The sequence below is a fragment of the Sphingobacterium sp. MYb388 genome, from assembly GCF_037479535.1.
Classification (GTDB): domain Bacteria; phylum Bacteroidota; class Bacteroidia; order Sphingobacteriales; family Sphingobacteriaceae; genus Sphingobacterium; species Sphingobacterium anhuiense.
In genome coordinates, this window is the sequence record NZ_JBBGYV010000007.1 from 175,227 (window position 1) to 192,510 (window position 17,284).

Here is a 17,284-nt window from a genome sequence, read left to right on the forward strand (position 1 = left end):
GTGAACCAATCAATTTAATAATCGTCGATAGGTTTAGCTATCTGTTGAAAAAGTATTCGAAATTTATTTTGTTAATCACTTGATTATTTGTAAATTAGAGAGGTTAATTTAATATATTATGGGATTAAAGGTATTAAGTTTTGTTTTGGCATTTATTTTTTATAGTTTCCATGAGCCAACAATAAAGACAGAAGAATTATTAAAAGGAAATTGGGAAAATCAGAGTGAAGGATCTTTAAAAGGTATAAATTTTTTAGGAGATAACATTGTCACTTTTCAATTCGTTAAAAATCAACAAGTTTACAGTTATCAGAAGCTTTATAGAATAAAGAAGTCTGATTCAAAAGAACTTATCCTGGAGATTTATTCTAAAGAAGTATTTAATTCATTTAAGGACAAAGTTGATGGGAATATAAAACTTATTAAAGTTGAACTGCCAGCTCCAAAAATAATGAAAGTTTCTTTTGGTAAAGAAGACAATCAGAGTTTTAATTTAGTTCGTAAAGACCTAGCTATCTTTCATTGATCAATAAGAAGCTATTAAGTTTCTGATATGTTCTTTTCTTATTAATCAGAATTGCTTTTTCAAATCGTAGGCGATTGTATGGCTGTCGAAAGAGGGCATCACGATTATGATGATAACAAATAATTATACTAATTTTATGAAGTACGGTGATGTGAGCTCCGTCTAAGAACTCCGAAGCGTGCAGCTTAATGAAATCGTACAGCTTGTTTAGTGATATTTGCATTCTTAGGATCAATATCAATTTTCGTCTGTTTCTTTACAAATTAAACTTAAAATAAGACTTATAGGAAATTTCTCCTTATAAAAGTGTTCAGAATAAACCTTTAATAGTGATCACCATTTAGTTCGAATAGGCGCTAAAATAGTTGTTTTGTTTAACACTTTATTAACACGTTAAAAATTTGAACATTCATGTATTGCTATTATCTTTATTGATAAGATTTAGCTAAGTAAAAAAGTGTAGATCATAATAATTACCAATTGTTTTTTTTTATTAAAATTTTTACTACTGTTAATCCTGATCAATAATCAAATTGATGAGTTGCTTTAAACGCGATATTTAAGTCAACCTTCTAGGCTACCTAAACCGTATTTTATGATCAAATTCAGAATTATATGAGACAGTTATTTTATTTAATCATTCTTATATTTAACATTTTTAGTACAACTAATATCGCTGCGCAACATCAAACAGATTTAAGGTCGGTCAAGAAATTTGTTGATGAATGGAATTCTTTTAAAAGTATCAGTTATGTCGCGAAAACTTCAGAGAAATCACTTTTTTCTGAAGATACTTTGCAACGTGTTCATCATACCGAATTGATTTTAGACTCTTCTCGAAAAGTCATAGCATTAAAAGAACACATAAAAGCAAGTGAGTATGAGTTTACTAATTTATTTAATGGTCAACAATCATTTTATCTGGGGAACAATAACACCTATGAAGTTCGCAAAAACATTAATCTTAGAAATGAGGTATTTGGATTAGCTGGTAAAATAGATTCCATCTCTTATTATTTAAAAAATAATTCCAATAAGATTCAGCTTTTAGCAGACACCCTAATAAATGGGGTTAACTGCTATTATTTTAGATTTGTTCAGTCCGATGTTAAGACACCCGAAAAACGAACTTTTGAATATAGTTTTTTCGCTTTTAATAAGAATAATTTTAGTCCGGTCTATTATAAAAATATGCTAAGGGGAGAGGTTTCCGCCGGAGGTATTTCTCTTGGGGTTTTGAATTTATATTCTGAAACATTATTTAGCAATGTACAAAAGAATAATCTTGAATATGACCTCACTAATTTTAGTACTCCCTCATCTGCGCAGATTGCTAAAAATGATAAGAAAGAATTACTTAAGAGCGGTGAGATGAGTCCTGCATGGGCAGCAGAAGGACTTGATGGATTGAATTATAGCAGTTCCCAATTTTTAGGTAAAAATACCCTACTTTTTTTAACGGTTATAGATTGTCCAGCCAACCAGCTTTCCATAAATACTATTAACAATATAATTAATAAATATCCGCAAGATAAAATTCAAGTTATTGGACTGTTTGCAGAAAGTAAAGATAGAGTTCAGAAATATAGTGAATCTAATCCGATCAAATTTCCAATTATATCCAATGCAAAAGAAATCAAAGAAAATTATCATGCTTTTGGTTCACCCTATTATTATTTGATTGATAAAGAAGGTAAAGTTTTTAAAAGTAGTTTTGGGTATTCAGATGGTTTAGAAAAGCAGTTGATTGATTCTCTTGAAGAGATGATGACTATGTCAGTTAAATAACCATCCTTTCAATGTAGAATAAGTTGATTAATAAATTTCCTGCCTATAAATAGAAATCCATTATCTGTCACCTTGACTTGAAAATCACTTAACAATTTGTTTTAATCATTCGTCAAAAGAAGCTCACATTAACAGTAAAAGATACGTTTACTTATTTTTAATAATATCATTTATTTGCTTTTGTGTATATGATTTATAAACCACCCCGAGTCTTTGTGCATTTTCTTCTACTGTAGAATCAAAACCAGCTTTTTTGCGTCTCTTATTTACGTTTTTAGCATCTTTAATAGGCATTACATATTCAAATGGCTCTTTTTTACCCGTTTTTGGATTATTCACCATTTGCATATATACTTGGGTACCGTATATCTGTTCTTTTCCTTCGCTAGTAAGTTTTCTGTCCAGCATCATAGCAACATACCGAAAAGGTAATTCTTTATTCTTTCCTGCATTTTCAATTAATTTATAATACTTTGAGATTTTATCTGAATGCTGTACCACATAAAAAACAGCTGTATTTTCAGGTTCACCAACTAATGTTTTACCTGGGTAACCATATTTTTCAATGATATGCTCGACCTTTTCAATATTTATTGAATCAATTTTTTGCATAATTTTCCAGTTACTTTTATCGAGTAAAGCTCTCGGGTAATTGAGGAATTGCGCAATGGTATCTTTCCTTTCATCTGTAACCTGCGGATCTAAAAATTCCCTTATACCCTGATCTGTTCTTAGAATGGTATCCAATTGTTTCTTTAATTCCAGATTTAATGGCTTTTGAGCATAACAGCTTATGCTAATGAGTGCTAATACTGATAGGAATACTTCTTTCATAATTACAACTTATTTTACTTATCAAAAATACATGATAGGAAAAAACTAAAAAGGTATAAATCGGACAACTTTCACATCAGTTTAAATACTGAACTCCCATTTCCAGGCAGGAAAGTGCCTTTTTTAAAGGATCTCAATGCACAACCCGTAAATTGTACAAATTCTTTTCTGAAATGCGATGAATCGTAATAGTCTTCAGTAATTAAAAATCTATGATATGCGTTTGTATTTTTCGAGTATTGAGCATCAAGTGCATTTCTAAATCTAATTATTTTTTTAAAGAGGGAAGGATTGCAACCAACATACTTTTTAAAGTACCGTAGGAAATTTCGTTCAGACATACAGGCGGTTGCTGCCAGCTCTTTCACGGTCAATTTATTGACTTCAGAAGTGCTGTTATTAATTCTTTCTAATGGATCCCCTTTGTGTACGCTTAAATTCAATAAAAGAAATTCTTCGAGGCTTTCAATTCTCTTTTCTAAAGGAATTGCGAAGAGTTGTGAAGCAAATTTAGACCATTTGGATTCGCTCAGTAATTGATGTGACTGAGCTGCTATTTCTACAAATGGCAGCTCAAAAAAATAGTTGATACCGCAGGGTGTAAAATTAATTCCTATTTCGTCTACAGGATCATTAAACGTGATTAGTGTCGGTTGTGTTAATCTACCCAATACAATAATTTCAGGTCCATGGGTTTCATCTCTTATGAAGGTAACTTTGTTGGGCTGTATGGATATCGAGGTCTGATTAAATAGGGCTAGACATGTGCCCAAATTTGGAAACGCTGTATACCTTAAAGGAAAGGTCTCTCCATGGTGTGACACTGTAAAACAGGTAATATATTTTTTTAGTTGATCGGAAAATGGTATAATATTGGTAAACATAATAGTATATCTAAAAAAATTATAAAAGGAGATATATCTTAAAGATAATAAGATTATCGCGCACTTGCACCTATAAGAAGCACATTTCCAAAAGTTATCTCCCGTATGATCTTTAGTTTTTTCTTATGCCTCACTATCCTGTCTAACTGGTTATTTCTATCATTACAATCAATCTATGACCACGAAGATGGATAATAATACCAATTCCATCATTACTCAGCAACATGGAATTGATAAAAAAATAATATTCTATTTCCAATAATTAGTTTATAATTGCTGTTCATTATAAACAAGCTATAATTCGTATTTTCAAGTCTCACATGATATTACAACATTAAGAAGACACTGGCGCATTTTTGTGAGTAAGGGAAAAGTTGAATGGATGGGGCTGATTAAAGAATGATCATTTAAAAGAATAATTGATAAAATGGATAACAGGAGAGATTTTCTAAAAAAAGCGGCGATGCTAACAGGTGGTATGTCCTTGTCGCAACTGCTACCTCGATCTATTGCTAAGGCCATGGCTATAGATCCTAAATTAGGGAGTACGTTTTACGATGCAGAACATGTTGTGCTACTTATGCAAGAAAATAGATCATTTGACCATGCATTTGGCACCCTAAGGGGAGTTCGAGGATTTAACGATCCACGTGCTATCCGGCAGCCCAATAACCAGAAAGTCTGGTTACAGACACAAGCTGATGGTAAAACATATGCTCCTTTTCGACTGGATATTAAAGATTCTAAAGTCACTTGGATGGGCTGTCTGCCACACAATTGGACAGACCAGACCGATGCCCGCAATCAGGGCAAGATGGATCGCTGGCTGGATGTCAAACGTTCGGGATTTAAAGATTTTAAAGAGATGCCCTTAACATTGGGTCATTATACGCGTGAAGATATACCGTTCTACTATGCCATGGCCGATGCATTTACCATCTGCGATCAACATTTTTGTTCCAGTCTAACAGGCACCAATCCCAATAGGCTTTATTTTTGGACAGGCAATATCAGAGAAAAACTGACCGATAAAGCACTGGTGTGGAACGGAGATTCCGAGTTCAGTGGTAAAGCCACATGGAAAACTTTTCCTGAACGCCTTACAGATAGCGGGGTGGACTGGAAAATCTATCAAAATGAAATATCGTCCAGTAGTGCCGGTTATAGTGGTCAAGAAAACAGTTGGTTGGGGAATTTTGGGTGTAATGTAATGGAATATTTTCCTCAATATGCTGTCAGATATAGCAAGCGTTATCAAGATCTATTGATTGAAAAACGAAAGCAGATCGACGCAAAACTTGAAGAGCTAAAGGAAAAAGATATTGTAACTGGGGAAGAGTATGAGAAATTGCAAAAGCGGCTGCAAGAAACCTTAAAAGAGCAAGAGCTGTATACAGACGAAAACTTTGAAAAGTTAAGCGCATACACAAAAGAAATCCATCGACGTGCATTTGTGAATAACAGTGCTGCTCCAGACTATATGGAGCTCGAGCAGATGGAATATCAAGAAGGCGATGAGACCCGCCAACTCCAAATACCGAAGGGTGATATCTTGTATCAGTTTAGAGAAGATGTGGACAGTGGCAAACTGCCTACGGTATCTTGGCTAACGGCACCGCAGCTTTTCTCGGATCACCCCGATTCACCTTGGTTCGGAGCCTGGTATGTCAGTGAAGTTCTGGAAATCTTAACCAAAAATCCAGAAGTATGGAAAAAGACTATCTTTATCCTTACTTATGACGAAAATGATGGTTATTTTGACCATGTGGCACCTTTTGCGGCGCCAAACCCTTATCGTCAAGATTCAGGTAAAGTTTCTCAAGGCATCGACACACGGTTGGAATATGTAACAAAAGAAGAGCAATATCATCCCGAAAGCGGCCGTGAAAGTAACATCGGCCTTGGGTATCGTGTACCGATGATCATCGCCTCTCCATGGTCCCGTGGAGGTTGGGTAAATTCACAGGTGTTTGACCACACCTCACCATTACAGTTTTTAGAGCGGTTCATTAATCACAAAACACGTTCTGATATCAAAGAGACTAATATTACAGCATGGAGGAGGGCCGTTTGTGGAGATTTAACCTCCGCTTTCAGACCATATAAAGGGGAAGTTATAGCAAAACCCGAATTCGTTCAGAAAAAGCCATTTATTAAAAGCATTCATCAAGCACAATATAAAGATGTGCCCAAAGGATTTAAAGTCTTAAATCAAGCTGAAATAGAGCAGATAGAGCAAGATCCTCGAACTTCGCCCAACTTCCCGAAACAGGAGAAAGGGAATAGAGATTCATGCGGACTACCTTACGAACTCTATGTTGATGGATATTTTGATCAAGAAAATGTAGCATATAAGATCTCCTTTGAGTCTTCAAATCGCATATTCGGTACCGCATCAGCAGGAGCAGCATTTACCGTTTACAGCGAAACTTCTTATCATAATGAACAAGGAAGAAGTTGGAATTATGCTACCGTTGCAGGAGACCGGTTGCAGGATAGCTGGTCATTAGAAGCCTTCGAAAAGCCTGCTTATAAATTAAGCGTTTACGGTCCCAATGGTTTTTTCCGAAGATTTGCTGGAGGTAAAGAAAACCCAAAAATTAAAATTTCTTGTCGTTATGAACGCGATAAAAAAGGTAAAGGATTTACAGGCCGATTGCTGGTTGAGATCGCGAATCATGAAGACAGTCAGGTTGAAGTATGGCTTCACGATAACAGCTATGGACAACCAGAGCGTAACATTAAGGTGCGTGCCGGTTCGACCTCGGTTGCCGAAGTTGATTTATCCAAACAGCATTTTTGGTATGATATAAAAGTAAGCTGTACTGGATACTTGAACTATTTCGAGCAATTTGCAGGACGTATTGAAGTTGGACAAAACGCGAAAAGCGATCCATTAATGGCATAGAAGTCTTAACGATCCTTCTATTATTAAATAAAAAGCATCATACACCTCAAATTGTATGGTGCTTTTACTTAGATGCAAATTAATAGCGTACCATTCTATATCTGATTCCTTTTATCGGCTATAAGTTTAATTCAATGTGGCTATTACTGCTGACATACCGCTGTCACCCGTCATCGTTATCTTCGTTTAAATATTAAAAATCAAAAAATGAACAACATTACTATTGAAGAAAAGAAGATTATCGGTATGACCATTCGAACTACCAATGAAAATGGACAATCTGCAAATGATATCGAATTATTATGGCAAAAGTTTTGGAAAGATGAAACCATACATCAATTCGAGCAAAAGATAAATAACGACATCTATGCCGTTTATACAAATTATGAAACAGATTTTACAGGCCATTACGATACCATTATCGGATATGAAGTAAGTACGTTAACGGTGGTTCCAGAAGGACTTGTCGGTCTAGTAATCGAAGGGGGAGAATATGCTGAATTTGTGTCCAAAGGAAAGATGCCAGAAGCCGTATTCAATACTTGGTTGGGCATTTGGGGTGATGAAGAATTTAATTCAAAAAGAGCCTACAAAGCAGATTTTACCGTACATGGTGAAAAATACAATGATGGTCCTGAGGCAGAGGTAGAGACCTTTATCTCTGTTAAGTAGTGATCTTTATAGTTTTTTGTTTTTGTAGCGGTACCAAAAAAATATAAATAAGATAGTATTAAAATAAAAGCCGTTTGGAATGACCAAACGGCTTTTTATATGACCTTATTTTTGATGCCGTATTTTGCTTCAACTTTTTGAAAATCGAATAGTAAGAGATTCATGCATCATACAATATGAAGTATAACAGCAATATTTAGGTTGTTGCTAAGAAGTAAAATGTTTAAAACACCTTTTTAAACACGTAGATTATTAATCAAATCAAAAGATATTAAATCAAGTGGACATGTTTTCATTTAAAAGTTTAGTATTGCTTTTGGTAGTTATTACCAAATCTCTTAAATTATTCCAGCGGTTCAGAAATTCAGTCGGGAAGCTGAAGTAAAATTCTTTAAATTTTTTCAATTGTTAACGTTTTATGTATGATTTGTTTATATTAGTCAAGCCAATCAACGAACCATAAACATGTACGATATTAAGGATTTTAGTGAAGAGCAAAAACATAAAATCGCCATTATGCGTGATGAATATGTGTTTAAGGAGTTCTTCATTAAAAATTTAGAAATTCTGGAGGAATATGCCTTATCCATTGTTAAAGACGATTGTCACGCTGAAGATGTCGCTAGCGAAGTATTTTGGGAGATCTGGAATATGGGTCCAAAGCTTATGGAGATCAAATCAGTGTCTGCCTACTTATACCGGGCAACAAAAAATAAATGTCTCAATCTATTACGAAATAAAATAGTTCGTTACGAATCTGTTGAACTGCATTGTAATACCTTAATCGACGACCTATCTCCTGAAGCACTTCTAATATCTACCGAGAAAACCAAAGAGATTGAATTTGCAATCAATCAATTATCACCAAAAACCAAAGAAGCATTTCTTTTGGTAAAAGACTGCCAGATGACCTATAAACAAGCGGCCGAAAGCATGGGTATCGCAGTCAAAACAGTAGACAGACACATGCAGATTGCAATCGAAAAATTATATTTTCTATTAAAAGCAAAAAAATAACATATCGTATTGGGGATTTTGCTCTTTTCATGTGTCTTGCTATTAAACCATGAATATGTCATCAGCAGATCAGCAATATTTACAATTGATTCATAAAGTTTTGAACCAGTCGATTTCGGGTTCAGAATTGGATGAGCTGTATCGTCTAATGGCTGAAGATGAAAATAGAATCGATCTCTATCTCTTTCTAACACAGAGCAAAAGTATATCTGGAAAAAAAACAATCCCCAAAGAAACACGCTACGAAAGATCAAAGCAAAAATTTATGTCTGCTGCTGTTTCCCAAGAACCTGTAATAGCACAACCAATAGAGCCTGAACGTAAAGTGCGAAAATATAGATTCTCAATAGCAGCAGTGATTATATTTTTCATTTTAGCAATAGGAGTTACTTACATCTATATGCCAGTAGCTAGTAATGATAGCATCACACTTGTATCCGCCAAGGGAGAGCGTAAATTCTACAGGTTAAAAGATGGTACGGAAATCTGGTTGAATGGCGAGAGCCAATTGGAATATAACACGTCATATGGACATAGTAACCGTGATGTGAAATTATCCGGTGAAGCTTACTTTAATGTTGCAAAAAACAAAAATCTACCTTTTCATGTCGATTCTTATGGCAACAGAATTGAAGTATTAGGTACTCAATTTAATGTCAGAGCCTATCCTGAAGAACAGAAAATGGAAACAGCATTGATTGAAGGGAAGGTCAATCTACAAATAAAAGACAATGGTAAATATCGTCAATATATTATGCTGCCGGGAGACAAAATCGAAGTAACCAACATCATGACCAATGCCATGCGTATCAGTAAAAATCGTCAGAATACTTCTCCTGATAACACACAAGTAATTATTGATATGAAAAAAGCTACCGCTACAAACGGTGAACAACTGGATATTCTTTGGACTAAAAATAAGCTTGTTTTTCAAAATGATCCATTGGAACTTATGACAAAAAAAATGGAACGGTGGTACAATAAAACGATTGTCATAGAAAATGAAAGACTCATGAATGAGTCTTTTACGGGTGTATTTGAGGAAAAAACCTGTAAAGATTTACTTGACCTGTTAATTAAAACAGGTGTCAATTTACATTACACAGAAAAACAAGACAGTATATTAATTTATTAAAAACCCAAAATTATGAATCAAACCTTTACAAAAAAGGGTATATCGTAACGATATACCCTAAAAGATGAATGAAAAAGCACAAAGCCCTAGTAAAGTAATGTGCTTAATTACTAACTTCTAATATCTAAATTATGAAAAAAAATTCACATGTCGTCAGTCATGTGCCAATTCTTTATTACCTAAAGTGGCTCTTCATGGTAAAATTTACGCTGTTGCTTATTGTAGCTTTGGGCTACAACAGTTATGCAAATTCGACACTTGCGCAAGGCAACATTACTTTAAAAAACAAAAGCATAAAGTTTAAAACTTTACTACAGCTGATCGAAAAACAAACTGATCTACGTTTTATCTACAATGACAACCAGATTGACAAATTTGTGATCAGCGATGTAAATGCAATTAAAAAACCATGGAATGAATTGTTAGAACCTATTTTAGAAAAAACAGGTCTTAAAATGCAGGAGATCAATGGTGGCCGGATTATTATTTCACCAATCGTAGTACAGGACCCCAGGTTTCATGGTAAGATCATCGATAGCAAAGGCGAACCTTTACCAGGAGTATCCATTAAGGAAAAAGGATCTGATAGGAGTACACTTACAAATGAAAAAGGAGAATTTACGATTGCGGTTAAAAATACACAAAGTACGATCTTAATCAGTAGTGTCGGTTTTGTATCAAGAGAGGTATCGTACTCATCTGCTTTTCAATCTATTCAGTTAGCCGAGGATCTTGCTCAACTTGAAGAAGTCGTTGTCGTTGGTTATGGAGCACAAAAGCGCGTCAATTTGACCGGTGCCGTTTCCGCAATTAGCGGACGTGAACTTGAAAACAGGCCCGTTGTCAATGCAACACAAAGCTTACAAGGGATCGTACCGGGACTGAATGTCAGCGTTGGAGGAAATACTAAGCCTGGTCAAAGTTTCAATCTCAATGTACGCGGAGTTGGAAACATCAGCGGAACAGATGGCCCATATGTACTTGTAGACGGAATGGAGATGTCACTTGCAGATATCAATCCAAGCGATATTGAAAACATTTCAGTACTGAAAGATGCGTCGGCATCTGCTATATATGGATCAAGAGCAGCATATGGAGTTATATTGGTAACAACCAAAAAAGGTACAGCTGGAAAAAAAGTAATCAGTTTTACCGGCAATACCGGAATTACTTCACCTGTTAGATTACCCGATATGGCTAATTCCGTAGAATTTGCCAACTTCTTCAATGCAGCGACCTTTAATGCATTGGGTACGAAGCAATATTCGGAAGACAAGATTGCGCTATTGCAACAGTATATCAATGATCCAAGCAGTCTTTCGATTTTTCCAGAAGTCAACACCAACAATTATGCAAGCTGGGAAAACAGTGCCAATGGAATTGCTAACACCAACTGGTTCAATCTGCATTATAAACCAACTGCTCTACGTCAGAATTATACACTAAACATGAGTGGAGGCAATGCAGGTACGCAATTTTACGTATCGGCAGGTTATTACAACGAAGAAGGAATCTTGCGGTATGCAGATATCGACTATAAACGCTATAATTTCAACAGTTCAGTTTCCTCAGATCTGACCTCTTGGCTAAAACTAAAAGCCAATGTTAAATATACCAGAAGCAATAACCAAACGCCTCTAGCAGGATATGAAGACATGTTCTTCCATAATTTAGCGCGTATGCGTCCCAATGTATCACCTTACGATTTTTATGGTAATTGGAATGAACAATCCATGGTTCCATATTTACAGTCGGGTACAAAAGACGATTTGACAAACAATACACTAGCAATATTAAGTGGTTTGGAAATAAGTCCTTTAAAAAACTGGAAGATATTTGCCGATCTCAATTATAGGTTAGATAATGATGCTAATGATATCTTAAAACTCCCAGGCACAATTTATGGCATTGATGGAGCTTCTTATCTTGTAAATCGTTCTGAATACAATATTCCATTAGGAGGCAGTTTTGAGCGTAAAATGAACAGCAACAATTACCTTACACCTAACATCTATACCAACTACAAATTATCGCTAGACAACCATAATTTTGATGTTACGGCGGGTTTTCAGCAAGAACTAGATCAGTTTAAAGAAATCTACACATCCGCTAGTGATTTGATTAGCTTCGATCGTCCGGGTATAGACCTGTCGACAGGAACCAAATCAAGTAAAGAAGCACGTAATCATTGGGCAACACGTGGTTTCTTTGCGCGTTTGAATTACAATTTCGACCAAAAATACCTCTTGGAAGTCAATGGCCGTTATGATGGTTCTTCCCGTTTCGCGCCCGACAATCGTTGGGGCTTCTTTCCATCGGTATCGGCGGCATACAACATCAGTGAAGAGTCCTTCTTTAAAGATGAAGTCAGCTGGGTCAATCAGCTGAAAATACGAGGTTCATACGGATCATTAGGAAATCAGGCTGGAGCAGGACTCTATGCGTACTCGGAAAACATGAGCATCATCGTACCAGGTGCCAACGGAGCAGGAGGAAGGTATTATTTTCAAAATGGCCGCGAGAGTTATATCAACGCTCCGGGTGCTTTCAATCCATTGATCACCTGGGAAACTGTACGTAGCGCCAATTTTGGTCTTGATTTTACGGCATTCAAATACAGATTGACCGGTGCAATTGATATCTATCAGCGCAACACCAAAGATATGCTCGGTCCATCTCGAGATGTAGCCGATCTTTTCGGTACAGTACCCGCAAAAAGTAACAATGCTGATTTAAGAACACGCGGTTGGGAAGTTAATGTCAAATGGTGTGATCAGCTTTCCGAAGACTGGAGCTATAATTTGGGCTTAATCCTCACAGATTACAAATCAATGGTTACGAAATATCAAAATCCAACAAAATTTGATCCAAGTGGACAATGGTACGAGGGCAAGACATCTGGTGAAATCTGGGGCTATACCGCCAATCAATTAATCCGTACACAGGCAGAAGCAGATGCTTATAATGAATTGGATCAGTCATTTTTGTCCGCTCGCGATTGGATCCCTGGAGATGTCATGTACCTTGATATCAACAATGATGGAAAAATCAATAATGGAACCAATCGCTTAGGTGATATGGGCGACATTTCCATTATCGGAAACAGCACCCCAAGGTATAGCTATAGTATCTCTGGTGGATTAACGTGGAAAAATTTATCGATGAATATGCTTTGGCAAGGTATTGGTAAAAGAGATTTTAGTCCAGCAGTGGCCGATGCTTACTTCTGGGGAGCAGGTGCTTTAGCGCAAGTGACCGTTTTCAAACAACATTTAGATTACTTCTCCGAAAGTAATCCCGATGCTTACTATCCCAATCCTTATGCAGCACCTGCAGGTGCCATTAATTCTTATATCAATAAGACCCAGCTATCTTCAACCCGTTATTTACAAAGTGCTGCATATTTACGCCTCAAAAACCTGACCATCAGTTATAATATCCCTAAATCACTGATCCAACGCTGGAAGTTCGAGCGTATCAATGTATTCGTTAGTGGCGAAAACTTATTGACTTTTAGTCCATTGGCGAAAATGTTTGACCCAGAAACCATCAATGGAGGTTCAGGTACAGGGAAGATATATCCCTTAAGTAAAGTGTATTCTTTTGGTCTAAACGTTAATTTCTAACCCGAGCAACATGAAACTATATAATTTATATTTATGCCTAATTACAGTGAGTATCACTGTGTTTTCAGGGTGTAATAGCAATTTTTTGGATCGAGAACCATTGGATCAATTATCCACAACAGGGAGTTTATCCTCGACCAATGAGCTAAAACTGTATGTCAATCAGTTCTATCAAACTTTACCCGGTCATCCGAATTTTACCGGTGGTATCGGGCCTGCTTTTGATGACGCACGTACCGATAACATGATATTTACCAGTGTAGATCCGAGACTTAGCGGACAGTTAACGGTTGCTAATGCTTCAAGTATCAGTGAATATACGCAAATAAGATCAATCAACTTTTTTCTAAAGCAATCAAAAAATGCAAAAGGAAATCAAACTGAGATCAACAAATATCTAGGTGAGGCATATTTCTTTCGTGCTTGGTATTATTTTGAGTTGGTGAAAAAATATGGCGATGTCACCTGGGTCAATCAATTGTTGAGTTCCGAAGATGAATCTACGCTATTAGCAAGGGACAGTCGTGTTATGATCGTAGATTCTATCCTCAACGACCTGAACCGTTCGGTCGATCTTTTACCTACTGTATCTACCAATGCGAGTATGCGTGTTCACCGTGATGTGGCCCTGGCATTGAAATCACGTGTTGGTCTTTATGAAGGAACATGGCAAAGGTACCATAAATTAAAAGGGACATCATTTGCGAGCACGGAAGCTACAGAAGATAAGATTAAGAGTTATCTGACTCAAGCACGTGATGCCGCCAAGACCATTATAGATGGTAATCGCTGGAAAATATATACCACTGGAAAATTCAATGATGATTATCGCAATATGTTTAATACGGCAAATCTTTCTACAAACAATGAGGTTCTATTATATCGACGCTATAATCCTTCAGAAAATGTCGGTCACGGTGTTTCCAAATATCTATCAACAGGAGGGGGAGATATCGGTTTGACCCAGAGTCTCGTGAGTGATTACTTAACAGCAGATGGTAAACCTTTTGTAGGTACACTACAGACCGAAGCGCAAAAAACATACAGCCAAGATTTAAAACCTACAGTTCGTGATCCACGATTAGCACAAACAGCAGTAGTGCCACAGGCGCCTTTACGACCTGATGCTGTTGCCGCCAATTTTCCACCGATCAATCAAAGTGGATTCAATCGTTCAACTACAGGTTACCCGATGTACAAATATGTCGAGTACAATAGTCTTCCTGCCGTATCTGATGATGGCATGAGTGCTGCTCCTGTCATTTATTTCCGTTATGCAGAAGTATTACTCAACTATGCCGAAGCTATAGCTGAACTTAAGGAAGATCCGAGTAAAATTATTGAAGCGGTACGACCGTTGCGTGCCCGTGTTAATATGCCGGACATGGATTTCGATCGCGAGTACAATACTGCAGCAAACTACCCATTTGCACAGCTAGACAAATTCGTACAGGGAGTAAGAAGAGAAAGACGTGTCGAGCTCGTAGCCGAGGGACATCGTTTACAAGATATTTTACGTTGGGCAGCGGCAGATCAATTGCTTGTTGGCAAAAGACCTTTGGGAATTCTGTTTACAGGAAGCAATATTGCGCAAGAAAATAACACTACAGGTTTTTACAAAGACAATCTGTTATACTATGACACTGCGCCAGCAGGAAAAACAGTCAATTTCTTTTTGTCCGGTAATCCTGGTGATGCTATGCGCTATATGGATCCTTATAAAGCAGTATTGCCAAATGGGTATCGCTTTAGAGTCGATCGAGATTACTTACTTCCCATCCAACAACGGATGATTGAATTGACAAATGGCAAATGGAAACAAAACCCAAACTGGTAAAATCACTATCATGAAGATATTCATTTATAAAAAAGGAAACATCGGTTTCCTTATACTCCTCATTTTATTCGCGTTAGTTGCTTGCAAAAAAGAAGACCTTCCTGCTAAACCTGTCGCTGGTCCATTTCAGATGACCAGTACCGTGACAAACGAAATAGAGAAAATAGCAAGTACTTATACCATAAGTATTGAGGGGACCACCAATGGTTGGTGGGTTACTTTACCTGCAAACGTACAGTGGTACACTATGGAACGCAAATACGGCTCTGGTAATGTCACACAGAAACTGACGATTAAGGCCAATGATTCAGGTCAAGATCGATCGGGCTGGGTCAAAATAAACTCGACTTCCAAAGAAGAAGTAATTATCAATTTTAAACAAAAGGGATCATGAAATTAAGTTTTATTATAATTCTAGCGCTTGCCTTGACTACAGGAAGACATGTTTATGGACAAAAAAAACCCAATGTCGTCATCATTATTTCCGATGACCATGCATATCAAACCATAGGGGCATATGGCTCAAAATATGGAAAAACACCCCAAATAGATCGTATCGCCAATGAGGGTGCTATTTTTAAAAATGCTTTTGTCAATAATTCAATATGTGGCCCCAGTAGGGCCACTTTATTGACCGGAAAGTATAGCCATAAAAATGGTTTTAAGGATAATGAGACCTCCGAGTTTGATTTTAGTCAAGATCTATTTGTCAAACAGCTCCAGCAGGTCGGGTACAATACCGCCTGGGTCGGTAAAATCCATTTGGGAGACAAATTACAAGGATTCAATTATTTTGACATTCTGGTCGATCAAGGCACATATTTCAATCCAGATTTTATCAGTAAACAGGGACGTAAACGAAGTGAGGGATATGTTTCAGATATTGTGACCGATAAAGCTTTAACGTGGCTCGATACCATAAATCAAGAACAACCTTTTTGCTTGGTTATCGGTCATAAAGCTACCCATCGTACCTGGATGCCCGATCCTGCAGATTTTGGCACCTATGACAGCGTCGATTTTAAATTGCCGGAAACCTTTTACGACGATTACGAAAGCCGTAAACCAGCCAAGCTTCAGGAGATGTCTATTGATAAGGATATGCGCATGGGCTACGATCTAAAGATGTTCGAATCTGTTGAAGCGATGATGCAGGATGGTAATTTCAAACGAATGACACCAGCACAGCAAGAAAAATACATCAATTATTACAGACCGATTTATGAAGAACTTAAGCAATCCAAGTTGACCGGAAAAGCTTTAGCCGAGTGGAAGTTCAAGCGCTATATGACCGATTACCTCAATACAGCACAATCCATGGATAGGAACATCGGAAAAGTATTGGACTACATAGACAATAAGCAATTAAAGGAAAATACAGTTGTCATCTATCTGTCCGATCAAGGTTTTTATATGGGCGAACATGGTTGGTTTGATAAACGGTGGATGTATGAAGAGTCCTTCCGTACACCAATGGTCATGCGCTACCCGCCAATTTTAAAACCCCATACTGAAATCAATGGAAAGGTCGTCAATGCCGATATTGCACCGACTCTCCTGGAACTTGCATCAGTCAAAAAACCGAAGGACATGCAGGGCGAGTCTTTTGTACATGTGCTCAAAAACCCATCAACAGAACATCGGAAAGATCTTTTCTATCATTACTTTGAAAATGGAGAACATGCTGTCAACCCACATTTTGGAGTACGTGATGACCGTTACAAATTAATCCGATATTATAAACGTCAGGAGACATGGGAACTTTTCGATTTACAAAAAGATTCTCAAGAACTTCATAATGTCTATCATGATCCGGCCTATCATTCCATCGTGAAAATGATGAAGAAAAAGCTAGTTAAGCAAATTCATCTTTTTGACGATACGGAGGCAGCTACAATCTATAAGATAAATATCGATTAGCACTGTATCTATAGTACATTCTGAACAATTTCGAAAATATATTCAAATATAAAATAGCTTAAAGGTATAATTTAAATCAATTTTAAAGCCGTTTGGTATTCCAAACGGCTTTCTTTAATAAATATTCTTGTTAAATA

The 17,284-nt window shown here is 36.7% G+C and carries 12 protein-coding genes; 10 read left to right on the top strand and 2 right to left on the bottom strand.

Annotated features, from left to right (window positions below; all coding sequences use genetic code 11):
• The first annotated feature begins 118 nt into the window (after positions 1-118).
• Positions 119-526, top strand: a complete 408-nt coding sequence (locus WH188_RS19985; protein WP_168126379.1) for a hypothetical protein — start codon at positions 119-121, stop codon at positions 524-526.
• Positions 527-1,141: 615 nt separating this feature from the next.
• Positions 1,142-2,314: a peroxiredoxin family protein gene (locus WH188_RS19990; RefSeq protein ID WP_168126380.1), complete on the top strand. Its 1,173-nt coding sequence runs from the start codon at positions 1,142-1,144 to the stop codon at positions 2,312-2,314.
• A gap of 147 nt (positions 2,315-2,461) precedes the next feature.
• Here WH188_RS19990 and WH188_RS19995 read toward each other — a convergent pair whose 3' ends face one another.
• Both WH188_RS19995 and WH188_RS20000 read right to left on the bottom strand, forming a co-directional pair.
• Positions 2,462-3,148, bottom strand: coding sequence for a DUF6624 domain-containing protein (locus WH188_RS19995; protein WP_168126381.1), 687 nt, complete (start codon positions 3,146-3,148; stop codon positions 2,462-2,464).
• A gap of 71 nt (positions 3,149-3,219) precedes the next feature.
• Positions 3,220-4,032, bottom strand: a complete 813-nt coding sequence (locus WH188_RS20000; RefSeq protein ID WP_168126382.1) for a helix-turn-helix domain-containing protein — start codon at positions 4,030-4,032, stop codon at positions 3,220-3,222.
• Between the two features lie 427 nt (positions 4,033-4,459).
• Here WH188_RS20000 and WH188_RS20005 point away from each other — a divergent pair, with 427 nt between their 5' ends.
• From WH188_RS20005 to WH188_RS20040, 8 genes are all read left to right on the top strand, one after another.
• Entirely contained in the window at positions 4,460-6,940 is a 2,481-nt protein-coding gene (locus WH188_RS20005) for a phosphocholine-specific phospholipase C (protein ID WP_168126383.1), read from the top strand.
• 207 nt (positions 6,941-7,147) lie between these two features.
• Positions 7,148-7,612 carry a GyrI-like domain-containing protein gene (locus WH188_RS20010; RefSeq protein ID WP_168126384.1) on the top strand — a complete coding sequence of 155 codons (465 nt, stop codon included), beginning with the start codon at positions 7,148-7,150 and terminating at the stop codon, positions 7,610-7,612.
• 465 nt (positions 7,613-8,077) lie between these two features.
• On the top strand, positions 8,078-8,629 hold the full coding sequence (locus WH188_RS20015) for an RNA polymerase sigma factor (protein WP_168126385.1): 552 nt from the start codon (positions 8,078-8,080) through the stop codon (positions 8,627-8,629).
• A gap of 55 nt (positions 8,630-8,684) precedes the next feature.
• Positions 8,685-9,764, top strand: coding sequence for a FecR domain-containing protein (locus tag WH188_RS20020; protein WP_168126386.1), 1,080 nt, complete (start codon positions 8,685-8,687; stop codon positions 9,762-9,764).
• A gap of 131 nt (positions 9,765-9,895) precedes the next feature.
• Positions 9,896-13,390 (top strand): SusC/RagA family TonB-linked outer membrane protein, encoded by a 3,495-nt coding sequence (locus WH188_RS20025; protein ID WP_168126387.1) that lies wholly within the window; start codon positions 9,896-9,898, stop codon positions 13,388-13,390.
• 10 nt (positions 13,391-13,400) lie between these two features.
• Complete coding sequence (locus WH188_RS20030) at positions 13,401-15,227, top strand: RagB/SusD family nutrient uptake outer membrane protein (RefSeq protein ID WP_168126388.1); 1,827 nt, start codon at positions 13,401-13,403, stop codon at positions 15,225-15,227.
• Between the two features lie 10 nt (positions 15,228-15,237).
• Positions 15,238-15,621 carry a BACON domain-containing protein gene (locus WH188_RS20035; protein ID WP_168126389.1) on the top strand — a complete coding sequence of 128 codons (384 nt, stop codon included), beginning with the start codon at positions 15,238-15,240 and terminating at the stop codon, positions 15,619-15,621.
• The gene (locus WH188_RS20040) at positions 15,618-17,147 is read left to right on the top strand and encodes a sulfatase family protein (RefSeq protein WP_168126390.1); all 1,530 of its coding nucleotides are present in this window, start codon (positions 15,618-15,620) and stop codon (positions 17,145-17,147) included. Before WH188_RS20035 ends, WH188_RS20040 begins: the two co-directional genes overlap by 4 nt.
• The last annotated feature ends 137 nt before the right edge of the window (positions 17,148-17,284 follow it).